The sequence below is a fragment of the Paenibacillus sp. FSL P4-0127 genome, from assembly GCF_038007325.1.
In the GTDB taxonomy this organism is placed as follows: domain Bacteria; phylum Bacillota; class Bacilli; order Paenibacillales; family Paenibacillaceae; genus Fontibacillus; species Fontibacillus macerans.
Genome location: NZ_JBBOWY010000002.1, coordinates 623,755 through 649,036, shown reverse-complemented (window position 1 = coordinate 649,036; position 25,282 = coordinate 623,755). Strand labels below are relative to the sequence as shown.

The 25,282-nt window shown below is 40.4% G+C and carries 25 protein-coding genes; 3 read left to right on the top strand and 22 right to left on the bottom strand.

All coding sequences use genetic code 11. From position 1 onward, the window contains the following. Position 1: 1 nt before the first annotated feature. Entirely contained in the window at positions 2-847 is an 846-nt protein-coding gene (locus NYE74_RS29400) for an SDR family oxidoreductase (RefSeq protein ID WP_341005416.1), read from the bottom strand. A 179-nt stretch (positions 848-1,026) separates the two neighbouring features. Here NYE74_RS29400 and NYE74_RS29395 point away from each other — a divergent pair, with 179 nt between their 5' ends. Beyond that, positions 1,027-1,404, top strand: a complete 378-nt coding sequence (locus tag NYE74_RS29395) for a MerR family transcriptional regulator (protein WP_036625730.1) — start codon at positions 1,027-1,029, stop codon at positions 1,402-1,404. Between the two features lie 157 nt (positions 1,405-1,561). Here the strand turns inward: NYE74_RS29395 and NYE74_RS29390 are convergent, their stop codons facing one another. The 5 genes from NYE74_RS29390 to NYE74_RS29370 all read right to left on the bottom strand — a co-directional run bounded on the left by NYE74_RS29390 (position 1,562) and on the right by NYE74_RS29370 (position 6,513). Further along, a complete protein-coding gene (locus NYE74_RS29390) occupies positions 1,562-2,314 on the bottom strand; it encodes a carbohydrate-binding protein (RefSeq protein ID WP_036625732.1) in 753 nt (250 codons plus the stop codon). Between the two features lie 560 nt (positions 2,315-2,874). After that, positions 2,875-4,038, bottom strand: coding sequence for a DUF4317 domain-containing protein (locus NYE74_RS29385; protein ID WP_036625734.1), 1,164 nt, complete (start codon positions 4,036-4,038; stop codon positions 2,875-2,877). Positions 4,039-4,117: 79 nt separating this feature from the next. Further along, positions 4,118-4,699 carry a DUF4256 domain-containing protein gene (locus NYE74_RS29380; RefSeq protein ID WP_036625736.1) on the bottom strand — a complete coding sequence of 194 codons (582 nt, stop codon included), beginning with the start codon at positions 4,697-4,699 and terminating at the stop codon, positions 4,118-4,120. A 125-nt stretch (positions 4,700-4,824) separates the two neighbouring features. After that, entirely contained in the window at positions 4,825-5,394 is a 570-nt protein-coding gene (locus tag NYE74_RS29375) for an SF0329 family protein (protein ID WP_036628759.1), read from the bottom strand. Between the two features lie 126 nt (positions 5,395-5,520). Further along, on the bottom strand, positions 5,521-6,513 hold the full coding sequence (locus NYE74_RS29370) for a tRNA dihydrouridine synthase (RefSeq protein ID WP_036625737.1): 993 nt from the start codon (positions 6,511-6,513) through the stop codon (positions 5,521-5,523). Positions 6,514-6,678: 165 nt separating this feature from the next. Here NYE74_RS29370 and NYE74_RS29365 point away from each other — a divergent pair, with 165 nt between their 5' ends. Continuing rightward, positions 6,679-7,047 carry a hypothetical protein gene (locus NYE74_RS29365; RefSeq protein WP_036625739.1) on the top strand — a complete coding sequence of 123 codons (369 nt, stop codon included), beginning with the start codon at positions 6,679-6,681 and terminating at the stop codon, positions 7,045-7,047. Between the two features lie 189 nt (positions 7,048-7,236). Here the strand turns inward: NYE74_RS29365 and NYE74_RS29360 are convergent, their stop codons facing one another. Next, positions 7,237-8,139 (bottom strand): TetR/AcrR family transcriptional regulator, encoded by a 903-nt coding sequence (locus NYE74_RS29360; protein ID WP_036625741.1) that lies wholly within the window; start codon positions 8,137-8,139, stop codon positions 7,237-7,239. A gap of 208 nt (positions 8,140-8,347) precedes the next feature. Here NYE74_RS29360 and NYE74_RS29355 point away from each other — a divergent pair, with 208 nt between their 5' ends. Then, positions 8,348-9,790: a DHA2 family efflux MFS transporter permease subunit gene (locus tag NYE74_RS29355; RefSeq protein ID WP_124331880.1), complete on the top strand. Its 1,443-nt coding sequence runs from the start codon at positions 8,348-8,350 to the stop codon at positions 9,788-9,790. A 381-nt stretch (positions 9,791-10,171) separates the two neighbouring features. Here the strand turns inward: NYE74_RS29355 and NYE74_RS29350 are convergent, their stop codons facing one another. From NYE74_RS29350 to NYE74_RS29285, 15 genes are all read right to left on the bottom strand, one after another. Then, positions 10,172-11,008 (bottom strand): nucleotidyltransferase domain-containing protein, encoded by an 837-nt coding sequence (locus tag NYE74_RS29350; RefSeq protein ID WP_036625744.1) that lies wholly within the window; start codon positions 11,006-11,008, stop codon positions 10,172-10,174. Between the two features lie 278 nt (positions 11,009-11,286). Next, positions 11,287-11,460, bottom strand: coding sequence for a hypothetical protein (locus NYE74_RS29345; protein ID WP_155620770.1), 174 nt, complete (start codon positions 11,458-11,460; stop codon positions 11,287-11,289). A 489-nt stretch (positions 11,461-11,949) separates the two neighbouring features. Next, positions 11,950-13,050, bottom strand: coding sequence for an AAA family ATPase (locus NYE74_RS29340; protein ID WP_036625745.1), 1,101 nt, complete (start codon positions 13,048-13,050; stop codon positions 11,950-11,952). Then, the gene (locus NYE74_RS29335) at positions 13,050-14,150 is read right to left on the bottom strand and encodes a hypothetical protein (RefSeq protein WP_036625747.1); all 1,101 of its coding nucleotides are present in this window, start codon (positions 14,148-14,150) and stop codon (positions 13,050-13,052) included. Before NYE74_RS29335 ends, NYE74_RS29340 begins: the two co-directional genes overlap by 1 nt. Positions 14,151-14,152: 2 nt before the next feature. After that, positions 14,153-15,883, bottom strand: coding sequence for an AI-2E family transporter (locus tag NYE74_RS29330; protein WP_124331881.1), 1,731 nt, complete (start codon positions 15,881-15,883; stop codon positions 14,153-14,155). 697 nt (positions 15,884-16,580) lie between these two features. Then, the gene (locus NYE74_RS29325) at positions 16,581-17,345 is read right to left on the bottom strand and encodes a sugar phosphate isomerase/epimerase family protein (RefSeq protein WP_036625749.1); all 765 of its coding nucleotides are present in this window, start codon (positions 17,343-17,345) and stop codon (positions 16,581-16,583) included. 84 nt (positions 17,346-17,429) lie between these two features. Further along, the gene (locus NYE74_RS29320; protein WP_227872735.1) at positions 17,430-17,750 is read right to left on the bottom strand and encodes a phosphotransferase; all 321 of its coding nucleotides are present in this window, start codon (positions 17,748-17,750) and stop codon (positions 17,430-17,432) included. A 169-nt stretch (positions 17,751-17,919) separates the two neighbouring features. Then, positions 17,920-19,218, bottom strand: coding sequence for an MFS transporter (locus tag NYE74_RS29315; RefSeq protein WP_082207927.1), 1,299 nt, complete (start codon positions 19,216-19,218; stop codon positions 17,920-17,922). 15 nt (positions 19,219-19,233) lie between these two features. Further along, a complete protein-coding gene (locus tag NYE74_RS33440; RefSeq protein WP_227872736.1) occupies positions 19,234-19,782 on the bottom strand; it encodes a CPBP family intramembrane glutamic endopeptidase in 549 nt (182 codons plus the stop codon). A 358-nt stretch (positions 19,783-20,140) separates the two neighbouring features. Continuing rightward, on the bottom strand, positions 20,141-20,398 hold the full coding sequence (locus NYE74_RS29310; protein WP_124331882.1) for a PqqD family protein: 258 nt from the start codon (positions 20,396-20,398) through the stop codon (positions 20,141-20,143). 5 nt (positions 20,399-20,403) lie between these two features. Continuing rightward, positions 20,404-21,216 (bottom strand): hypothetical protein, encoded by an 813-nt coding sequence (locus NYE74_RS29305; RefSeq protein WP_124331883.1) that lies wholly within the window; start codon positions 21,214-21,216, stop codon positions 20,404-20,406. After that, the gene (gene tmk / locus NYE74_RS29300; protein ID WP_170179981.1) at positions 21,217-21,843 is read right to left on the bottom strand and encodes a dTMP kinase; all 627 of its coding nucleotides are present in this window, start codon (positions 21,841-21,843) and stop codon (positions 21,217-21,219) included. It abuts the gene before it with no gap. Positions 21,844-21,887: 44 nt separating this feature from the next. Further along, entirely contained in the window at positions 21,888-22,841 is a 954-nt protein-coding gene (locus tag NYE74_RS29295) for a peptidase U32 family protein (protein WP_124331885.1), read from the bottom strand. A gap of 51 nt (positions 22,842-22,892) precedes the next feature. Further along, positions 22,893-23,750: a hypothetical protein gene (locus tag NYE74_RS29290; protein ID WP_124331886.1), complete on the bottom strand. Its 858-nt coding sequence runs from the start codon at positions 23,748-23,750 to the stop codon at positions 22,893-22,895. After that, on the bottom strand, positions 23,747-25,150 hold the full coding sequence (locus NYE74_RS29285) for a radical SAM protein (RefSeq protein WP_341005543.1): 1,404 nt from the start codon (positions 25,148-25,150) through the stop codon (positions 23,747-23,749). Before NYE74_RS29285 ends, NYE74_RS29290 begins: the two co-directional genes overlap by 4 nt. Between the last annotated feature and the right edge of the window lie 132 nt (positions 25,151-25,282).

Here is a 25,282-nt window from a genome sequence, read left to right as displayed (position 1 = left end):
GTCACCCCTGGCTGTTTCGCCACGCCGTTTGTCCCAGCATATCCCGCATGGTTGCCATGTATTTTTCTTCCGACTGGGACCATCTCAGTTTAGCCGTTTCTTCCGCGTCCGGACCCGCGAGATAACGCAGCCGGTTCGACGGATCGCACGCAGCGGCGTAAACCTGATCCGCAACCTGGTTCTCATCCGCATTATCAAACGGATAGTTCATCATGGAGTTCATCATATGATCAAAATAAGACTTGTACGCTTGTGGAATGGATACGTCTTTAGCGGCGGCCATGGTGTTCGACGCGAAATTCGTGGTTCGCATAGCTCCGGGTTCCACAAGTTTGACGGAGATATTTTGCGATTCCAGCTCGTACGACAGCGATTCCGACAGCCCCTCGACGGCATGCTTGGTGGCCACATAGACCGTCAGAAGCGGATTGGATACAAAACCCACGTTCGAAGTGACATAGACGATGGTTCCGCCCCCTTGCTCGCGAAAATAAGGGGTAATCGCCTGGATGACGTTCATGACACCAAAGACATTGGTCTCAAAAATCCCGCGGATCACATTCATCGGTGTTGCTTCAAAGATCGATAGGATGCTGACTCCGGCGTTGTTCACGACGGCGTCGATCCGGCCGAACCTGGCGATCCCTGCCGCAATCGCCGCCTCGATGGTGGCGGGCTTAGTCACATCAAGTTCGGTTACGAAAATCCGGTCGGGATTTTCCTCCGCCAAGCGCCGGTCCGGCTTGCGCATCGTCGCAACCACGTTCCATCCTTCATTGGCAAACTTCTTCGCTGCCGTATTCCCTAGTCCGGTCGAGCTCCCGGTAATCAATACCGTTTTGGTCATTGAAGATCCCCCTCTTCATCATTTTTGTTATTTCTACCTTAGCTTACCGGGTTGAAGCCGCTCTAAGTCAAATCCAAAACTCGATCCCTTATGGACAAGGGGATGATAGACTAATAGCAAGTTCAGATTGTAAAATAAACGAGAGTAACTCTAACACTCAAAGGCGGTGACGAACGCTTATGGCTTATACGATGAAGGAAGTGGTGAAAAAAACGGGCATTAACCCGTATACGTTGCGTTTTTATGAGAAGGAAGGCGTATTGCCGGCGGTTGACCGGGATGCTAACGGGGTGCGTAAATTCAACGACCACTACGTCGATTGTGTAGAGATGGTACAAGCGCTTCGTTCAGCAGGTTTGCCTTTGGCGGAAATAAAACAATATGTTGAGCTGTACAAGAGCGGGGACCGGACACTTCCTTTAAGAAAAACGATGCTGGCCAACCAAAAAAGCAGAGTGGAGGAACAAATAACACGACTGATAAAAACGCTGGAAAAGCTCAATTACAAGCTGGCGTTAATCGATGCCCAGGAAAACAAATTTGACAGGCTGCCCTGATAGGCGGAAAAGCATTCTAAATTGGATGGATACTGAATGTTATCTATAAAAACACTAAAAAATCGAGCTGAAAAACGCAATTTTTCAGCCCGATTTTACTTTATCTTTTTAAACTATTCGATATTGATAGTTTTACATCTAATGGATAAATAATGCCTTAGTTCTTACCGCCATAGCCCTTATAAGTAGCGTAAACCGCATCTGCGTATTGATTGGCCAGAATAGGACGGCCATAAGAATCTGTAGCTCCCGGATACCAGTAATCTCCTCCGTTATAGTGTAATAAGCCGTTATATATGTTGCCGAATTTAACAATCTTTTCATTTAAAATCAGGGCGCCCAAATAAACCTGATCTTGTTCACTGCTGTGATTATAAGCGCGGCCAAATTTTGAGCTGAATTGCGATAAATAAGCATTACGTGTGTTTGGTTCTACCTGCATCAATCCGTCGCCGGCTGATGGACTGCCTGGTAAACCTGCTCCAAAACTGCTTTCCTTTTTGATCACAGCACTCAGCAATAAAGCAAAATCTCCGCCTTTACCGAATTTATTGTCCGCATTCACTGCATATGTCCATATGTGGCTTGGAACTTCGGATGGCTTTGTTACTGAAGGATTTGTTGGTGGTGTCGTTGGTGGTGTCGTTGGTGGTGTCGTTCCGCTGCCGCCTTTCTCCCATAAAGCAGGAACAATGGGTGGTTCCCAACCAACGAGGGAAGTATGTGCCTGACGACAGGTATAAGTACTTCCACTATATGTTACTGTATCATTTACTGCATATGCAGTATTTGGAGCCCATGCTCCTCTAGCGGCTGCGCTCACCGGTAAGACTGCGCAAAAGGTGGATAAGAATACTGCTAAAACTACCAAAAGTGATGTGGCTTTAAAAGAAAACTTTCTATTAGTCATTTTCAAACCTCCTTGTATTTTTCTTCTGATATTTTCCCGTGTTGCTCATTTTCGATATTTTTCAGCACTATTCCCCCCCTTTGTTTTCACAAATACTTCAAGTTCATTCCATAATTAAAAGCGCTTAAACTTATTACAATTCTAATAATACATAAATATGAAAATAATCCCAATAGGACATAAGTTCTACTTTCTTGAAATTTTTGATTAGACTGGAAAGAGGCTAAGTCTACAGGTCATAGAGTCAACCTAAAACTTAGCCCCTTGATTTCATATTAAATTTATTTTAAATAAACTTTGGCTCAAGACCAAAATCAGTGCTTAACAAAATAAATGATGACGGTGATAGGGGGTGTTGTCTCTTCAAACCGCTTTGCACGATTATCCCCCTGGTTCAGGAAGCCAAGTCACCCGATCAAACGGGATAATCGTGCAAAGCCTCTGGATAACGAGTCTCGCTCCAAACCACACGGTCTGTTGCCGGCTTGACTGTCAAGCACTGATGATTAGGTTGAACCTAAACTTTTTCTTATTTATCTAAGTTCATCTTTAAAATCGATCTACAACGTCTCCGTACTGAGCGTAAATCCTTCAATCACGGCGTCTTCGTCAACCTCGATCAAGATGCAGCGTTTCCCTTGATAATTCACCTGTCTCACGTACTTTAAATCTTGAGGACTGATCGAGATCGTGGCTATCTTCGTATCGATCTTAATCGATTTCGAAGTGAACTTCGGAATAACGCTGCTCGCTTTGATTTCATAGTTTTTATCGTCAACGATCGTTTGAAACGCCCGTTCCACCTTTTCCGTCGTCACGTTCTCCACGCCGCTCACCGTCAGCATGCGTTCCACATCTTTATAATCCAGCTTCGGCGGTTCTTCCTCCTCGTGGGTTTCGATGACTTGATGAATTTCCTCGTATACGTTCGCGATCGTCGAGGCATCGAGCTGATCTCCCGTTACTTCTTTCACGATCTCCTCAAAAATGGCCCTCTCTTCTAACGCAGTCACGCTCTTCTCCGCATTCAAGACTTCCTCGATGAAATGCTGATTCGGCTCATGCGCTCTGCCCGAGGAATAAAGAATACGATTCACATCGGAATAGCCATCCGTCACGCTGGGGTAGAAAAAGCCTTGCTCCGGCGAACTTAACTTAATGATCGGATCTACGATGACGTTATACTTGAATTCCCGCTCGACATAATCGAACATAAGCGTTTTCTTCTGTTGTTCCGTAGAATTTATGCTGCACAGAATGAACGGATTGGCGAACATTTCGTCGTTTTCGCTCTCCTCGGCTTCTTCATTCCTGGCCTTGGTCGGCTTGAAATATTGCCCGCGAACGAAAGTAATCACCGTATCCCGTTCATATTGGGTATCCGCCAGCATTTTCTCTACCAGCAGGAGCATCAGATCTTGCCATTCTTCGGGGTCGCCGGTCACCAGACCTTGATGAAGAAGTACCCGCGTAGGCGTCTCCGCGTCCTCATGAAGCTTTAACTCAAACAGCTTTTGATCCAATTCCCCGGCCAGCAGCTTTTTGAAATTGCCCATATGCAGTTCCTGCTTCTCCCTGTCCAGCAGTTCGAACGGTTGACGCTCGTAATGATAGATTTCATTGGTTTCCTTCATAATATACACATTAAGAATATCGAAAATGTGCAGCTTTTCGTGATCCAGCTTAAATTGCTTGCGAATATACGCGACTTCTTTCTTTAACATGATTTATGAGACATCTCCTATGAAGTTGTTTTGTCTATGAATATGGCTCCCCCGCCTGAATCCGGCTTCCCTCTAAAATTCAGACCCTTAACGAGCCGCGGAACCCCCTGGCAGCATAGTAGGATTCCGCTCCATTGTGGTACACAAAGACAGTCTCGTAGCGACGGTCACAAAAGATGGCCCCGCCGAGTTTTCTAATATTAGCGGGTGTTTTCACCCAGCTCGATGTTTTCGTATCAAACTTTCCAAGTTCCTGCATCTCCCGGTATTGTTCTTCCGTTAAAAGCTCAATGCCCATGGCAGCAGCCATATCAATGGCGTTATTCTCCGGTTTATGTTCTTTTCTTGACTCCAGCGCTTCACGGTCGTAACAAACACTTCTGCGACCTTTAGGACTTTCCGCTGAACAATCATAAAAAATATATTCGTCCGTCTCTTTATCATGACCAACAACATCCGGTTCGCCGCCAGTTCTCTCCATTTCATTGAGCGACCACAGTTTTTCAACATTAGCTTCGAGCTTTAGTTGAACATTAGCCCATTCAAGGCCATTATGACGGCTCATGTTTTTCTCGAATCGGGATTTCAATGTTCCGAGCAGCTCTTCACGCTGTTCTGGTGACAGCGCCTTTGCGTTGTTGGTTCTATTACTCTTTGTCATGTTAGATCCTCCCTCATACGTATTTCAAAAATTACGCATTTGCTCCATTCTACCTCAGCTCTTTATACCACAACTTTATTATAGTTTAAATTATGTATATATAAAAAAAACAGGGAGTAGCCTACTCATAATGTTTTACGCCGTAGTTCATAAAAATACTGCACAATGGGATGCTTTAACTTCATCTGATCGGACATGTTTAAAATCCGCTTTTTCCCAACTCTTCTGTCCACCAAAGCTAGAATATTCAATAGGATTTCATGGCTCTCCATGCTATCCTCTACAGACGTAGATAAGAACTTATTAGCCACAACGATAAAATTGGATTTACTTAATGAAGCCTGAGCGGACAAAAGCTCTTTTGCATGTTCAGAGCTTTTTCTGCTTCGAGCAATGACTATTAAGCGATCCTCCGGCACGGGTCCTTTGGTATCTTTTCTGACCGCCTCAATGTCGTCACTGGTGATCGGAATTTGAATTTCAGGATCATTCTTGATTTCCAGCTCCGTTTGGTACCATCTGATGAAGTTCGTCTTATCACTCATATTAAGGATGTTCTTCTTATCAACCGAGATATAACAAATCCCTGATTTATCCGGTAAATAACGATAACCCGGTGCGCGGTATTCCACCCTTCCCTGTAACGCAGGACTGAGAAAGCTCTCCAGCTGCTGCTTCAATTTGCTCCAGGACATGTAAATTCCCCCTCCATATAAAAACAGAGGAAAGGCTTGCTGGCTCCGGGTTTGCCCCTCTCCATCCATCCGATCCTCATGCTCTTGAAGTCTGTTTCTATTCTCCTCACGTTCGTTAGGAATTACTTAATCCCCACGTTCCTCCGCTCCGGCATGCTCCTTGTTTCTAAACTCATCGAGCAGCGCGCGCACTTCACTTGTGGACCTTGCGTTCATTAAGCTGTTTCTTAATTCGCTCGCCCCTCGAAATCCGCGGACATATATCTTAAAGAAGCGGGGGAGAGGGCTGAAGGAACGCGGCGGCCCCAGTGCTGAATAGTGATCATGGAGATCCAGATGCAACCGCAGTAAATCAAGCAATTCTTCGCTGCTGTGTTCCCTCGGCTCCTTCTCAAAGGCAAACGGATTATGAAAAATACCGCGCCCAATCATAATCCCATCCACCCCGTACTGCTCAGCCAGCTTGAGGCCGGTCTGGCGGTCAGGGATATCCCCGTTAATGGTCAGAAGGGTATCCGGAGCCACCTCATCACGAAGCTTCTTAATCTCCGGGATGAGCTCCCAATGCGCGGCTACCTTGCTCATTTCTTCTCTTGTCCGCAGATGAATGGACAGATTCACAATGTCTTGCTGCAAAATATGGGTTAACCAGCCGCGCCATTCGTCGACGCTACTAAAACCAAGTCTTGTTTTTACGCTGACGGGCAGTCCCCCGGCTTTGGCGGCCTGGATAAGTTCCGCTGCGGTTTCCGGACGGCAGATCAGGCCGCTGCCCTTCCCGTTCTCCGCTACATTCGCCACAGGACACCCCATATTAATATCGATGCCCTTGAAACCTTCCTTCGCCATACCGATGCTCATTTGACGAAAATATTCCGGCTTATCTCCCCAAATATGCGCTACCATGGGCTGCTCATCCTCAGTAAACGTCAAACGCCCGCGCACACTTTGGTTCCCCTCCGGGTGACAATAGCTTTCCGTATTCGCAAACTCCGTAAAAAACACATCCGGTCTGGCCGCTGCACTGACGACATGGCGAAAAACAACATCCGTCACATCCTCCATGGGCGCCAGTATAAAAAAAGGCCGCGGTAAATTACGCCAAAAATTTTCTGTCATATCAAAAACCTCTCTATATCAAACGTCTGTAAGTGTTAATGGTCTACATTTAAACGAGTATATCATAAACCCTGGAGTGAAGCATACTTACCCAACATTTTCAAGATAAGGGGGGGAAGCCTCCTCGATCATTGGCCCGGATACATTTTCTGTTGATTTCTTGGATTGGGTTATCGTATACAGTTCACCATTACGGACGATGAACATGCAGACTTAAAAGCGCAGGCAATTGCCGAGGGTTATCCGAATGTTGCTGAATTTTGTAAATCAAGGGCGTTAAATGGCAAAAATACGTATGCAACCCTTTTCAAGGAAATGAAAGAGAAAATCGAAAAACTAAACCCTAACGACAAAATTAACGAACAGCTGAATCCGGGGGAATTCTATCTTCGTGATATAATTCCGACACCACCTGCTTTGCTTGGCCGTTGGTTGTATGAAGCTGTCCATGATGGAAGAATACTCCACGTTGAGCACCTTGGAAATGACGGAACAAATCCTGAAAAATATAGAATAATGGAGGAATCAGTATGAAGGTCAATCAAGGAAATCATCCCGTTGCAGAGATCAGGGCCACTCCTCGTTAAAATAATCGTACCTTCATTCTTTGTACTCGACTTATATTCGTAGCAATCACCAAATTGCATTAAACAAAAAAAGCCCCTGCCAGCACAATGCCAGCAGGGGCTAAGTCTCCGTACTGGGAAAACGGACTCTATTTCATCACGGATTCAGGTCCACAGGATAGAACCCTAGCTTTTTTAATGTATTCATATAAATTACCAATTCATCAGTATTCATAATACTTTTTATATTCATTAAAGATTTCAAACAACTTGAGATTACGGCTTTCCGCGGATTTTCAGACATTGCTTCATTCTGCACAAATTGTAACAAATCAAGGGCGTGCTGCCTATTATCGTTATTCGCAGGAAGTTTCTCAATTAATTTTTTTAAATTCCCAGTACTTAACATGAGGTCATTATAAGGGAAATCTACTTGTCCTATACTAAGTAAAGACTGTTCAAAATCTTCAATATTAAATAGCCGTAGTCGCTTATGTTTGAGTAATGAAAGTACTTCATCTACTAGACTAAAACAATAATTGCAAATTTCAATCATAGGTTTTGGTTGGATTTGAACATTATTTATTTCGTTGGCATTATGCAGAATCCCCGTTAAAAAAATTGTAGCATCAGCAATATAATCTCGATATTCTGGGTAAATCTGCTTCATCCTTGTGAAGAACCAATATGCCCATTGTTGCCTGATCTGTTTTAAGAAAGCAATAATTTCATTATCGTTGGAAACTAAAGCATCCATAAGCAATGCATCTACTTTTTTTTCTATGCGATAGTTCATCATAACTTCTAACTGACGAATAAAGATATCTTTGTTCGTTTCATCCTGTCCGACTAAAAGTTGATCACGATCCACATACATTTTTTCTTCGGAATACACAAGTACATCCCTGAATAGTTCTCCTTTGGTTTGAAAGTGTTTATAAAAAGTTCCTCTTGAAATATTGGTTTTGTCAAGAATGTCCTGGATTGATGTGGCATGATAACCTTGTTCAATAAAAAGACGAAGAGCCGTAATTAATATATCGGATTTTTTCACCTGCATCATTATCATCCTTTCTGCTAACATTATACACCACATACTATATGTTTAAATGTATACTCCGAGTATATTTAGTGATTGATTTTTTGGTCATTCAAGTATAATATGGATCAAGTAAACCTCGAGTTTAAATATATACTCAAAGTATATTGAATGCTTATTTTTTTGGCACCCTTAACACAATACAAGAAGATAATAGGAGGAAACCAACATGGGGAAAGAACAGTCTCTTCCAACGTTTAAGCGGAATGTACTTGTGGTAGTTATGCTTGCAGGTGCTTTTGTTACCATGTTAAATCAGACGCTGCTCAATACCGCTTTGCCACAAATCATGAAGGATCTATCCATTTCCGCCAATACAGCTCAGTGGTTAACGACCGGGTTCATGCTTGTCACCGGGGTGTTGATTCCGGTTTCTGCTTTTCTAATAGAAAAATTTTCGACAAGAAGACTGTTTATTACTGCCATGTGCCTGTTTGCGTCCGGGACATTGATGGCTGCTATTGCACCAAACTTTCCTGTTTTATTATTCGGGAGGATTCTACAGGCGGTAAGTGACGGGCTCATGCTCCCGTTAATGCAAACGATCTTTTTAATGATTTTTCCTGTTAAGCAACGTGGGTCAGCAATGGGTATGGTGGGACTGGTAATGGCTTTTGCTCCTGCGATTGGACCGACACTTTCCGGTTGGGTTGTTGGTAACTTTTCATGGCGAGCCCTCTTTTATATGATTTTCCCAATTGCTGTACTTATCATCATTTTTGCTTCGTTTATGCTTGAAAATGTTACGAAAGTGACCCGTCCAAAAATTGATATCATGTCCATTATTTTGTCATCCCTTGGATTTGGAGGATTGTTGTACGGCTTCAGCAGCGCAGGTAATCATGCCTGGAACAGTTCAGAAGTGGTCATTGCTTTGATTACCGGTACGGTCGCAATTGGTTTGTTTATTTGGCGGCAGCTGGCTGTTGAAAAACCGATGCTTGAGTTCAGGGTGTTAAAAAACTGGACCTTCTCATTGACCTTATTTATCGGTATGGTTGTTATGGTGACGATGATCGGCGTAGAGCTCTTTCTTCCGCTTTATATACAAACGGCAAGAGGCTTTACACCGCTTGAATCGGGTTTGCTGTTGTTACCTGGTGCGATTGTGATGGGGATAATGTCGCCGATTACCGGGAGGATCTTTGATAAGGTTGGAGCACGACCGTTGGCTCTTATTGGTTCGGTTATCTTAGTAGGTATGACGTTCTTGTTCAGTAACATGACCGCTTCAACGCCATACATCTATATGATGGTGATTTACGCCATACGAATGTTCGGAATATCTCTTATGATGATGCCAGTCATGACGGCCGGATTAAACCAACTGCCTGACCATTTGATTCCACATGGAACCGCAATGAGTAACACGTTGACGCAAATGGCCGCTTCTGTTGGAGCAGCCTTGCTGGTTACGGTTATGACGAACAATACAGCGGCTGCCGTTCAGCAAAAACTTCCCAATCCAATGATTCATGGGGTCTCAGTTGCCTTTACGTTCTCCACCGTTTTGGCATTCTTTGCTTTAGTATTGTCATTCTTTATTAAACCGATGAAAATATCACAGAAAGAAGATACACAAGACGAAGGCAGTTCTGCTACTGAAAGCTAAAACGGGTCTGCGCGCGGCCAAGCGCACAAAAGTCCGCGAACTTCGCGGACTTTGTATATTTATATTACTCATCTTCAGTTTATATCCATCATGGTACCCAATGCCTTATCGCCAACTATCGACAAAGCCGCAAATATCAAAGAGTTTTACATCAACCTTTCCAGGCATATTTGCTAACAAAATATCCCGCTCAACCAGTCAACGGCAACGGCATACATCGGCTACATTGCTCATTAACCAGACGTTCATGCGAAGATCATACCGGAACGGCTCGGGCATGGAAATACGACGACGATGAATATCTACGGTACAAGACAAAAAGACGCTCGGCCGAACGAATCCGGGCGTCTTCTTTTATGTTGAATTATCTCTTATGAATAACTATATATTTAATAATCTTTCTGTTTCTGAAATGAGTTCTTGAAGTATTTCAATACCTTCCTTTGTACTGTCTTGATTTGAGGAAATCAAATTAATAATTTGATCTATCTTTTTCTTATAATCATTAGGTTTTGTATTAAAACCTTCAATCATCCGAACTGCCTTTTTCTCATTGATACAGTATTCCCCATTTAATGCAAATATCACTTGATTTAGACATGAAATAGAGCGGAAGGCATGGCCTGCAACGTACGAAATGTCATCCTTATCTAAATTTTTCTCAGCAAACATTAAGGAAAAGGATGATTCAAACATAAAATATCCAATCACTGCATCTTTTAATGGTTTTGGATACGGCATGGTTCTAGCTTTTAGTTCGGCTATTTGATTGGTGGGGTCAGATAATACTTTACAAATTGAGATTTCACCCAAATACATAACATTAATATAAGCATGGGGGTGTCCAGTCTGATAATTGGGAGAAACCTTTCCCATCAAACAGTCATCCATAACCTGTGATACACGTTTTACATCACGGAATAAAAAATCCACATGATATCCTTGAACAATGAGCCATCCCCCGCCATTTACCCATGGACCCCATTCTCCTAAAGATGTGATGATATTTCCCCGATGTTCATCATCCAATTTTGTAGCGATCTTACCAACTTCACTGACATCAAAGCCTGCCGCTTCATCATAATAAATCCCAATATCAATGTCAGAAGTAGCATGATTAGTTCCTCTTGCTCGCGAACCTCCTAATACTACGCCCACGATGCCCTTAACTCCACTAAGTTCTTTATTTATTTGATCAATAACCTGTTGTACAGTCATACATTCTTCATCTCCAATTCAAAAAAATCAACAATTTATTTATTTTGCTTATCCATTTCTTCACGCTCCATAGACCTGTGAAAATATTTTTGCAACCTAGCTGGGCAGCGCTATCTTGTAATTCATAATCTGTGCCCCTTTATGACAATTCCAAAATCCTGATTCCCTGAAAGTTTTTTCCGCTGAATACATTAACATTTCGTTTTTCAGTAATGTGTACTCCGGCAAAGTTAGACAAAATGCTTCTCCCAGTTGACAGCAATATTATTATCAACCTCCTATATGCCAATCTTATCAACCGAAGGCTTATCAAGATAACCATGTGTTGCCATCCAATCCCATCTTGCATATGTAAACTCAGAATATCCCAGTCCAACTAAAAAAAACCTAACTCGATGATAATCCTCTGTAATACCTGCTTGTTTTGTATAATTTCTAAATTTTATAGACATAATTTTATTCTCCCTTTAAGGAGTATTGTATATGCTAAATCCGTACAAAAGTATTCCGACTTTATCTATAATCATTCTACACCAAGGTTTAGGTGGGCGTAGAATTAACCACGCCCCCCCTTTTTTTTACACTTTTTATATAATTTTTCGAACTGTTTTATATGCCAATCCAAATTCTCGAGATAAATGTTCGATGGTAAATCCCATTCGATATAACTTTTTTATTTGCTCGTTCCTATTACAAAATAAAAAAACTGCATCGTCTTTGGATTTAAGACAATACAGTTTTATCAAGATGTGTACAAGGTTTTTTATTTTGCAAAAGCCTGGGCGATTCCGACGATGATCAGGAACAAAATGACACAAAGGAATGTCGTGCCCAAGGCGCCGAATACTTTCTGTTTTTTTTACTTTGGTCTCGATTAGGCCAGATGCAGATAGAATTAATCGATAACTTACTTCAAGCTTCCATGACGCTTTGCTACTTCCCTAGCTCAAAACTTCAAAATCACTAGCTGTAATTACAGACAAATCGTTTTTCGACACATTAGCTATGTTTATTACTCTTCTAGCGTGATTCATAACTAAATCATCGTATAAATTACGCGCCAAACGACCATTTGCAAAGTTCTCATTTTTTTTACTTATCTCGTTTTCAAAAAAGGCTTTTACACTTTTCCTAACTTCCTCACTTAATCGATAGTCGTTCTTTTCACACATACTTATCAAGATTTCTTCTAGTTCTTCAGCCTGATAATTTTCAAATTCAATGAATGTATTAAATCTTGATTTTAACCCCGGATTCGATTCAAAAAACTTATTCATTGGTTCTGTATAACCAGCAACAATAACAACTAAATCATCTCTATAATCTTCTAATGCTTTAGTGAGTTCCGTCAGGCACTCTCTTCCATAAGAATCACTGTGATCATTTTCAGTAATACTATAAGCCTCGTCAATAAATAATACTCCGCCTTTTGCACGTTCTATTACTTTCTTAACTTTAAGTGCTGTTTGGCCCTGATATCCTGCTATAAGATCTGTTCTAGACACTTCAATAAAATGTCCTTTTGATAGCAACCCTATCTGTTTGTAGATTCTACCAACAATTCTCGCAACCGTTGTTTTTCCCGTTCCCGGATTTCCTGTGAAGGCTAAATGCAAAGTGTTTTTTGAGGAGTGAAGATTATTCTCTCTACGTAGCTTTTGAACTTTTTGATAAGCAATTAAATCATTAACCTTAGCTTTAACTGTCTCCAAACCAACAAGGGCGTTTAGCTCGCCCAACAGTTCTTGCAAAGTTCTTGTATCCTCCGCTATCACTGTATCTGGTTTGCAAATGCTTTGCAATGTTGTATAGCCATAGTATTCAATTAAATTTGAGTTTAACAACTGGGCTACACGCTTTACTTCAATCTGGTATTTAGGATTATCTACTACGTCTGATATTTTTTTAAGAAGTGAAACCGTAGCCGCCCTACTGTTATCCTCAATTATAGAAGATGCAAGCTTTGTAATCTCACCACAGGCATCTGTAATAGCATCTAATTTTGATGCATTATTTATTAACACGCTCTTGTATTTATCCATCATACCACCTTCAAAAGAATCACAATCAACTCAATAATTGCAAGCCCAAATGATCCACCTGCAAGTAGATACGCATATTTGATTTTTTTAGTTAACATCTGGACAGCTGTATCATTCTTTTCAACAACACTTGCGATTGAAGCATCAGTGTTTTCCTTAATCGATTGAACAATGCTCTTTATTTCATCGCTCTGCTTTTCCAATTCAGACAATTGGCTAGAATGCATCTCGCTGGAATTCCAAATATCATCTATATCGTTCAAATGCTCACAACTAGACAGATTTTCCATAAAGGATAGAAGTGTTTCTATGTCAGATTGTTGTTTAGATGCGGTATCCTTAAAGGAACTCAACTCATTGCTGATATTCGTCAAAGAAGTATGCGCATTTGATAAAGAATCCCACATTTCGTCGATATCTTGTAAGTGGACAATTTTCTCTAACTCACTAATAAAAGCGATGATGGCTTCAAGTTTTACAATCTGTTGATTTAACTGATTTGATAGATCATTTAATTTCGTTTCCGTAGCCTTTAATACTGTTTCTATATCTTCCGCTTTTTGTGCATTTGCTTTGCTGATGGCCATCGTACTACTAATTAAATTTGATAATGTAGTAATTTCACTATGCCATTCCTGGAAATCACTCCAAATTTTATCTATGTCTTCAAGATGGGCGTAACCATCCAGTTTTTGCTTAAACTTTTTTAGGACCTCAAGTGTTTTCTTCTGATCATCAACAATCTTTTTTATTTGCTCTTGCGTTGCTTGAATACGTTCACTGGTTTTTTCAGTAGCTTTGATAGATATCAAAATAGCTTGAATGTAGTCTTTATCCAACGCTTCTAATGCACTATATACCTGACCAAACTCTTTGATGGTTCTATTATTCGTAGTATTTAAATCGATTAAATGCTGTTGAATAGTACTGAGTCTACTATTTAATTCGGATCCTGTAACCTTATGATCACCAAGACCCAGAAATCCTCCGTCTGTTCTAACAGTATCAATCTTTAACTCATCTGTCTTCTTTTGCGAAAATTCTTTCAACCCTCTTTTTGCTAGTTCGAAATTGTGGGTTTTTATAACTAATTCATTCATCTTTATTCCTCACTTAGTTCGTCAAATAGATTATCGATATCGTCAAATGTGTTCTGTATAGATTCATCATCCTCGCAATTTGCAGCGATATTTTTTAGAGATTCACTCATCATATTTGCTGCAGCAACATGACGATCTTTTATCTCCTTCGCTGCATTTGCCTTGGTATGTTCAAGGTTTACCTCACTTACAATACGGACTTGGTGCTGAAGATTTAGAACCTCGTTGCTCTTCTCGACTTGAGCTTTAACAACATCTGCTTTCTGGCTTTTTTCAATTCTTTTTTCAATAAGATTTATCGCAATAGCACCTATAATCCCAGCAACTACAGCACCTAGAAAAATACCTATAATATTTGCAAGGCTACCAATCAAAGGTATTTTTATGGCAAATATAGGAATTGTCATCAGCCCTTTTTCGATAGCTTCGCCAAGCACTAATGCTCCAGCTCCAGTTAATCCTGCAATAATTATTTTACCTGTTTCGAGAAGGAGACGACTAATAGGTTTACCTTTGTTCTCAGGGCTCTTTATATAATTGACAGCGTCTTTAAGCGATTTCCAACCTTGCTTTAACAACATCCATACTTTTTTTATGGTTCCAAAAATAGGACCTAAAATCGCTGTTGCAACAGTACTAGACACAGTATTTCCTGCATTAATCAAGTGTGTTTTCATTTTACTGATGAAGGAATGAATAGCTTCTTTTAAGCTATCTAGAAGGGTATCTAGGCCCTTTTTAGCAGACTTAAACCACTTAACTAACTTAGCGATAATTTCTTTAACCAAATCAGCAAGCAACTGCATGAGCACCGCTCTAAGTGCTTTACCGCCAATACGAAATGCTTCTTCCTTTTGAGACTGTTTCCCTGCCTCGATAGATTTCTTCTCAGCTTCTTTTTTCTGCTTTTCGTATTCTTCACGAGCCTCTTTGTCTTTTTTACGCAGAGCTTCCTCATCTACATTAAATCGTTCTGCTGCTTTTTTTCCATCTCTTTCGCTGTCTAGCCATTCCGACGTAGTCGAATCGCCCTTAGACTGGTTTGCTGCAGAATCCATTAGGTTAAGGTTTTTCTCGCTATTTGCAAAAGCAACCTGTTCTTCTCTTGTCATATGTGCATTAGCAGCGGGATCTCGAATAATTTCTGCTGCCGAAACAGTGTGATCCATATTGGTATTATTTGTATCTTTTCCAGTCGGGCGCCTTTTATCAAAATCATCACGTGATCCTTTATTTAACACCTTTTTCCACGAGTCGATTCTTGTATCATGTTTTTCCCACACTTGTTGGTCTTCATTGTATCTAAAATTGCTAGTCTTATGCTCTGTGTTAGGATCCTTCTGAAAATTACTTTGCCAACTATCATATCGCTCTTGATAGTAAATTTTTGTATTATGTGTTGCAATGTTTCCATTCGCAAAATTTTCTGTTGTTTGAATATGAGCTTCATCTCGTAAATCAAGTTTGAGGCCATTATTCTCTTTAATAAAATCCTCCCCAGCGGTGACAGCAATTTGATTCATAAACTGCTCCCAAACAACATCCATAATGACATTTCCAAGGTTGTCCGGGTTTCCTATTTTCTCCTTTTCGTCTGCCAAAAATTCCAAATCAGCAAGCTCTTCTTCTAATTGGCTTTGGAGTTTCTCTTCCAACTCATCAAAGTCAAAAGAGTCCGCTACATCCTCACTAAGCCCTTGGTTATCATCAAGAAAAGCATTTTCCTTTGCCATAATATATCTATCCTTTCAGCAAAGAGTTTTTTCATCTCTGCGTAATTATGTTTTATTATACTTCAGTATTATAGGTATATTATACCATGCAAGATGGAGTTATATTTTCCATGTCTATCAATTAGTACTAACTTTAAGCAAAACAGTCCTAGATTCAGACGAAACACCTGTGCTGTTAATTTTGCTTCGCTTTTGCTGAATAATATGAACTTAGAGATGTAGAAATGAGTCTGAGAGGAAAAAATAATAAATGACTTTTTAACACTACCAGAGGACAAAATGCTAGAAATTATTGATTCCATTGAACTTCTTTAAATCCAAAAATGAGCAAAATTAGAACTGCAAATGTATGAAATCATTAATGAGAATAAGGATGCTCTCATGGAACTGACAAGGTAATGATATGCTGCAACACCATATAAACTAGATATTGCTCTGTTCTGTTAGCTTCAAACGAACAAAATTTTATTAAAACATATTAAAATGGGGACGCGAATTTAGCTCGCGTCCCCATTTCGTCCCCTATTATCCCATACACCTGCTAAAAACCTTCATAAATTAAGGAACAAACCGTCTCGATATGCCTTGAATGTACAAAAAGGATGACGCTTAGGCATGATGGGGTCTTGGCGGAAAATCTATCGTTTTTATAGATCAGATTCTTTATTGTATTAGTTTCATACCCTCATACAACTAGTTAGTGTTTTAATGCTTCCAACCTTTTTGCACGTTCAAACGCTTTATGTAAAAAGTCTTTAGCCGATAAATCCTCATAATCCCAATTCATGACCTCTATTGCAGTCGCTCCTGAATAATTCGTTTCCGCAATTTTTTTCATGGTTATTGACCAATCAATCGTGCCATCAAAGGGTAACCCGTGTTGGGCATAACTTCCATTATTATCATGTAAATGTAGTGCCATTAACCTGGAACCGTACGTGGATAATAAATCATTGCCCGGATAGTAGCGGTAGTGATGTCCGCAGTCATAACAGAATCCGATACACAGGGAATCTACTTGCTCCAGCACATATGCCAAATTGGTAAGGTTCCGTAAATTCTCCAGCGCAACATTGACACCAAGCTGTTCAGCTTTTTCAGTGATTCTCAAGATTCTATTCAATCCCAATGCGTTATGTGGATTATCTTCATCGGGCAGGTGCACCACCATTGTCGGAATCTCAAATTCGGCGCAATCTGCAAGACATTGCAAATAACAATCGGTTAAGGCTTCACCGTCCAGATTGTCAAGCCAGAGGTTGTTTTGGTTTTGGATTGGCGTATGGATATTCTCTATAAAAAGACCCGCTTCCTGCGCAATTTGCGGTCCGTTAAGGTAATCGTTCCGGCCAAAGTCTTCACTCCACCATAATAAAACGCCATCAAATCCAGCTTCTTTTATTAACTGATAACGTTCCTTTATCGGCATTTCATAGCCAAACCAATCATAAATGGTAATCATAAGCCGATTCCTTTCTTAATTTTCGGGTTCTCGCTTCAGCGCCAAAAGTCCGACCCGCGTTGCTCTCGAAATCCCCGTCTCAATTCATCTCAACAATTTTGCAAACCTATATAACTTCATGAACCTTTGAAAATACGTAAACTGGTTAATGTCCTCATCGCCCAGCGGAACTACCGAACTGTAACCCTTTAGAAACGATTTCACTTGAGGATTATCCAAGTTCATATCATCGCCAAGAAAATCATCAAGAGCCGTTATAATGTCGTGAGCATACCAACTATAAACAGCATCATCGAAATCAATAACGCTATACGAACGATTTTTCTCTTCATAAAATAGGTTGTCCAGTTGAAAATCATAAGTAACTGGAACCCTTTCCCTGACTAATAAAATCAATGTGACCACAAGGGCGGGAAAGCACGAATTAGAGTTCGACAAAGCCGCAAATATCAAAGAGTTTTACATCAACCTTTCCAGGCATATTTGCTAACAAAATATCCCGCTCAACCAGTCAACGGCACAGCACACCATATTAGAATGGGGTGATTCATAAAAGATTCGGAAATGCCTGGTTCTATAAATCGATATTTGCGTCCGCCTCTTTCGATTTGGAGATTTCTGCCGGAAAGATAGTCGATAACAGCTTAAAAAAGAACCAAATGCTTGCCATACCGATTATAAATATCTCCAAGGAGACCACATATTTGGGAACAACGGCTCCAAGCGTTACCGCCAGGCTGCCCAACATGACCGCCCCACGCGTGGTGACAGCGTTCATAGCCATATACGACCCCCGCTTATCGTTTGGAATAATATCGGCCATTAAGGCTTGTTTATGCGGGACATAGATTAATTCTCCTAAGGAAACGACGGCCATCATGGCGAACAAAATCCACGGTCTTGTTTCGTAACTGATGATCGAATACCCCGTCGTATATATTAGCATACCGGCAACTATCGCGTATTTGGGCCCTATCTTGCCCGTCAGATATGAAATCAAGGCTGCAAAAACAGTAACAATTACAGCATTTAAGGTATTCAGCATTCCGAATAAATTATATCCGTCGACTAAAAAGTTGCAATTTCCCCAACTAAACAGCTTCTGTTCGCTGATTTCATTTACCAAACGTACTGCTATAAAATTACTGGTTTGCGTTTGTACCGATAAATCCAGCAGAGAAGCGATGAGAAAAACGAGAAATATCCGATCCATGCTTACCGTCTTATAGTTAAGAAGGAATTGCGGCCAGAACCGTTTTTTTAGTTCTACAGGCTGCAATTCCGTTTTTCCAATTGTTTCCTTAATAAAAAACACCAAAAGAATGATGGATATGATGGAAACTAAGGTCAAGCAAAGCATTAGGATATGTTTGTATTCTTTAAAGAAGAACCCCCCAATTACACTTCCCGCCAGAAGCGAAAGATTCCATAACCAATAGTCGATCGTATATATGTATTTTCTTTCTTCGGAGCTGCTTGAATCTACGATTAAGGCCTCGCCTGCCGGCCCTGATATTCCCGAAGCAATAGAATTTATGGCCATGGCGAAATACACGACCATAGCCGAATCGAATAAGGCCGTACTTTCCAGAAACATGGTAAACACTGCGAAAAATCGCACAATCTCGCTTAGAATCATGATCCTTTTTCTGCCGAATCGGTCGGACCAATAACCTCCGTAAAATCCGGATATAAAAGACAGAATAACGTTAATGGCAAGCAGAACACCTGCGAGCTTGGCCCCTAGCGTATACGAAAAATAAATGACCATAAAGGGCTGAATCGCATTCGCTACAATTTGTGTTAGAAATCTTTCAATCAATCTGATCTTCACATTAATGTCGAGACTGAAAAACTTCATTGGTTCTCTCATTCCTTCTTAACCGCTTTACTTAAGTCTGGAAGGCAAATAAAATTTAAAAACGGCGATAATAATATTCGGTAAGTTATAGATCAAATGGCCGAGCATGGGAAAAATAATGTTACCGGTATACAAAATACTGGAAATCCAGCTTAGTCCAAGAAGAAATAAAATGAAATAAGTGGATAAAGTACACGTCTCGCGCGTGTCCTTTTGCAAAAAATGAGAAAGTGTAAACAACAATGAAGCAATGATTGCGACATACGATTCTTTCCATAAATTCAGCACATCGGGAATCAAATTCCTATAAAATAGTTCCTCGGCGATCACGCTTCCAAGCAAGGAAGCTTCAATCAATAAAAATTGTTCCAGAGAAATAGGATTTATTAAATAATATATGTCTTTGCTTAAAAACACTTTGAAACTTTTAAATTGAACGATTAAGGCTATGATCGAGGGAACTATGGCCAGAAGAAGGCCAATCAAAACTGTCCCCTTTTCCGTTACGGCAGTTATAGAATCCACCACATTAAATACAAAGAGGGGCAAGATATAGGGGACGAAAAACAAGACCATTCTAACAAACGAAGCGCCGCGAAAATTTCGTATATATTTTCGTATTAACTGGCTGCAGTAAAACACCGAAAAATAAATAATTAGACAATACGCCAATTGCTGTATCATATCGATCCCCAACCAGTTCTTTCTTATCTCTACTTAAGGAAGAAGGTGTCCTTCGAAAAATCTGCTGCTTATTTATTCGAGTTTACGCTTTTTGAGATGCGGCCGGCGAGGCAACCTTTTTCAGTTTCGGCTTCTTGTACATTGCATTCACCTCCATTCATAACAAAATTATTCATTATGCCTACCATAAAAAAATTTGATTCATTTCTTTTTCTCAGGACATCTTCTTCACAAAATAGGGATAAGCATATTAGTTTACCTTTTCAATCATGTTGGCATGGAATAGCTCGGTTAAGTATTCCCGGACATCTTGGTGTACTTCTTCAAAAGGAACTTGATATTTATTTGACATAATCGTTGCAATTTGTTCCTCTGTCGTATCGCTATCAATTAATTTCCATATCGCTTCTTCAACTTCATCGAATAGATATACGTCATTATTGTGGACGGCGTAAGTTTTCCCCGAAATAACTCTTAATTGGACGAAATGATTCTTCTCATACTTCATTGATTTCACTCCTCAATTTGTAATTTAATTAAGTCCTGCGAACGCTCGTTAAGATGTTGACAAAACTTTAGTCCGTTTTTCAAATGTCCGGCAATCGTACTTTCATCATAAGCGTGTCCTTGTAACTCCATATACTTCTCCAGCAGTCCCATATCATTTCTGTCTTTGCAATATCGCAGAAGCTTTCGATAAAGCCATTTGGGATTCGGGTTTGTTTCCCCGTGAAGCGCAAGATACATGGTCAGACTTACCTCAAGCAGCTTCCTGATTCCAAAAAACGCAGTCCCGAAATCCCCTGAACGGTAGGCTCCCTCCAAATCCTCAACGACGTGCGAATAGAGCCAGGCTTCGGTCATTGCCAAGTACAAATTCAAATGATTAAAATTAACATTTCCAATCAACTCTTGCTTCTCGCTGGACATCTTTAACATTCTTGAAAATCTTAAACGATGCAGGAAATCGATCCCGTTTTTATCAAATTCACCGGGCCGTTCATTCGATCGGGGGTTAAAAAGGTTCAACTTCGTTATGAGAGATACAAAATCTTCCGTTCTTACATAAGTAAAATCATATCTCGTATCGTCAACCACAATATTTTGAACAATGGTGCGGTTCTCCTTGATTGTCGATGCATTACCATCTAAGCGGTTTAATTCCTCCTCGGACGGCAAACTTTCGGAAATCACAAAAACATCAACGTCAGAAGTGGCATTCCCGAAGCCCTCGATGGTAGACCCGGCCAAATAGACGATGGCGTTCTCTAATATAGAATCGGGAATATGTTGGAAAACAACTTGTTCGGTATGTGGACCTTGCATCTAAATCCCCCCCGAAGTCTCGACTCGGACTTTGAGTCTATGACCGACTTCATTTTGAATCCGATTTATTATTTCATCCAGCGGCTCGGCCGTATTCAAAAGGATGAATTGATGTGCATCCTTTAGTTGAAGAAATCTCTCCCTCGCTTTCTCGAGAATCGCCTCGGATTCATTCATCGACCGTTTTGGGCCTCTTTCATCGATCCGTTGTAAGGAAGTATCTACCGGAACGTCCAACAGAAATACCAAATCGGGTTTGAGACAACTATCCAATATTGCATGCAGGGTTTTCGTTTCGATATTTCGAGCATAAGCGTATGCATAATGGGAGTATATCCAGCGGTCCACCACAACGATATAGTCTTCGGCCAGCCACTTTTTCACCGCCTCGCTCTGTTGAAACAATTCAAATGCAAGCAGTATGCTCCTGTGCTCTCTGGGCATAGCTTCATTGTATAAATCACTATAGTTTTTGCCGATGGTTTGAAGGTAAGTTAAAAAATCGTTATCTGAATTAATCGGTTTGAACCTTTTTACTTTTAGTTGCTGCCGGGATAACCATTCCGCCAAGAATTCAACATGCGTACTCTTTCCCGATCCGTCAATCCCGCAAAAAGCGATAAGCATTATAATTCCTTCCTCCATTAATATGTAATGCTATTGCTAAGGCGCTACACGTATGAACTCGTTATACGGTTCTTAATGTATTTGCATCGCTTCTTTGAACACCATTTATTCCAGAAGTCTTTACACTCATCGAACGCTAAATTTCTTGCAGTCATATAATCCATATTATCTTCCAGATACTGAATGCATTTGGAATACGTTCGGACGATATCTTCCGTTACTTTGCTGGGTATCTCCCTGCCGGTAATTTTCAACGTAGTAACCCCCATCTCATACAGCTTCCCTACACTGCATAAAGAACAATACAGGTTACTGTCATAGTAGGGATAGTCCTTCTCCAGAATATCTTCGGTGATGACATCATATTTGGATTTACACGGAAAGCCGAAATCAAGCTCTTCGCCCATATTATGGTATAGACTGCATCTTCCGTTTAGGAATGTTCCCCCGAAGTTCGCGAAAACTTCTATATCTATACCTTCGACTTGACAAATTTCCCTGATCTCCCGGGTCAGCATTTGATATTCGAGCGTGACTCTTCTAAACCCAAGCTCTTTAAAAAATTTCACCTGCTCCGCATTTATCGTAGCCAAATAAACACTTGCAAAGCATGGAATGTCGATATTATGCTCCCTTATCAATAAATACTGGCCGATATCCGCAACAACCACATTGTCAATGCCGCATTGTATTCCGGTTTGGATATATTCGATAAAATTTTGTTCGATTTTGCTTCTCTCCTCACTTGGCAAACTGAATTGCGGAAGGTTTGCAAGAAAGCTGACACTCGCATTATGCCGATGAGCCAAATCGACGGTCTTTTTTAATTCGGTTTCGTCAATCGTAATCCGGGAGTTATGGACGTTGGAATTCCCTCGTGCACTGTAAGCAATATTTTTAAATGCCCCATTAGAGGCCCCAAGATAAATCTCGCCCGCGCCTGCCTCCAGCATTTTCTTGGCCGAATCAAATGAAATCACAGGAGCTTTTACCTTCATAAAATAATCTCTCCTAACCGAAAAAACGTAATTGTTATAATTTTCACAAAGTCAAGCATAAACATAAGCCCCAAAATGACTATCCTCAACACCGTACGTGATTAAATGGGACATATCCAGTAATAGCTCTTGATCGGGATTTCGGTAGTAGGTTATATTTCCGGCAACATAATAATCGGGAACCATCCTTTTTACTTCCTTGCTTGGCTCAATATATCCGTCCTCTTTTAGACTCCATACTTTGGACAATCTAAGTACGGCCGGTTTCTCGCATTTATCCTTGCATGCCGGATAGCTCAAACTATGATACTGGGCTTGACTGCAAATTCTGCTGGAAGATCCGATGATCGTATTTAAATGGACTATGATATCGAATCCGTTTTGCGCAATTTCTTTTAATCCCTCCGCATTTTTATGGTTTGCACTAAGATGAGCTCCTTCGATCCCCATGTCCTTAAACATTTTAATTTTCCTGGGGTCATTCAGCGCGAAACCATTCATGTATTTTTTGACGAAATCTTCCTCATTTCTGTTCAGATGATCCGACCAAGGACAATCGGAGAACGATTTGGTCAATAACCTCCCGAGGTAAAACTTTATATTTGAGTATTTATACTTGTTCGCAACGTAATAAAGCACGCCGTAATCATTAAAAGTTATTGAATCTATGGCGTTCGCGGAAATCAAGTCATCTATCGCATCCTTGGCCAATTGCAAGTTCATTTGTGACACAAGAGGAGTAATGATATGGATTTCCATATCTTTAATCTTATTTTTCAGATCAACAATTTCATTTTTATGCGGTAGTTTGTAAATGCATCCCTCGCTTCCAAGAAAAACGCACTTGTTTTTGTTCATCTTTTCCCATTCAACTTCATCATATTTGCGTATAAAAAGTCCTGTCTTCATTCCATCACCGATCCTATTTCGTTGATTTTTAAATTTCCCGTAATGAGTGCACATTTTCCGGAGCTAAATTTAAAATTCCGCACGGCCAAGCTCTCTCTGCAAACGCAACTATTTATACAAAGAGAGTAATCATCGCAATTCTGGCATAAGCTGTTTACTGATTTAACAATTCTGTATCCGTCAAAATATCTGGATTCCTTCCAGATCCAAGACAAGGAATAATCGCGGACATTGAAACCCGAAGCAGCGGAACAAGCACAAGCAGCCGTATCGCCGCTTTCGGTAACGTAGAGCATATACATTCCGCCCTCGCAAATTTGCAGCGGTTTCTCATCCTGCAAAAACGACTGCGGCGCGGAAATATACAGCCTTTGTTTGAGCTCCTCCCTCCTTTCTTTGATTAATGCCAGTGCATTTTTCAAGTCCGACACATCCAATTTGATCTCATTCCATATATTCTTGGCATCCCCAACCGGCATCACCGGATAGAAGTAAACACTATATAGTTTATTCTCTAAACAGAATTTAATTATCTCATCGATGAAACCAATACTTTCATTTGTCAAAACGCTGCATATGCCCAAACGGATACCGTAATCCATTAATCCGCTTATTTGTTTAATATTCTTTTCAATATATTGGTTCCGGACTCTATCTTCGTAAAACTTACAACTCATATTGTAGGAGACCTGAACTTCATCCAGATGCGAATTAACTATGGATTGAAAATATTTGTCGATATGGTACCCGCTTGTCAACAATACTTTTCTTTTGTAACCTAAGTCAGATGCGTAACCAATTAGTTCAAAAGTTTCCTCCGCAACTTCATCATGCAAAGGTTCCCCGCCTGTTAAAGCGATCGTTTGTGCTCCCAACTCATAAGCTTCGTAAATTACTTTTTTCTTTTCCTCTAAAGATAACTGTTCTGAGGGGTTATATTCTTTCTTGCTGCAATATGTACAATTAAACGGGCATTTATGGGTAACGGCCAACTCTAATTTCCCTAAAGAAATAAATTCGTTAGTTTTTTTCGCGGCAGAAACGGATCTGGCGTAATTCAATATCTTCACGGGATTATAAGAATAATGTTTGTGCAACTCTTTTTTCCTCGGTTCAAACTTCAGAAATTGTTCTTCAACCAGTTGATTCAATAGATCGTTAATTTCATGGATGGACATATCGAAGACGGCATCATATCTCCGGATGTTGTCACTTACCTCCAAAGAATTATTCATTCCTTCCGAAAACAAATATACCAAGAGCTCATTAAAATTTACTTTCCTTTCTTTCCCGTACTCCGTAACAATCTTAAAATCGTTATCGCCCATCTTAAACAGGCCTTGCTTAGGTTTAGAGAATGAAAATTCGAAATTCGATAAACTCAATTTTTTCACCCGCATTCGTTTCAAAAGTTAAACTTTCTTCCAGTTTGTGGTTAATACTCTTTACTATAATATACCTCTAAGATTATGTGTTCAAATTACTTTTATGTTTGATTTTGTAATAAAAAGCAATATAAAGTCAAAAGTTAT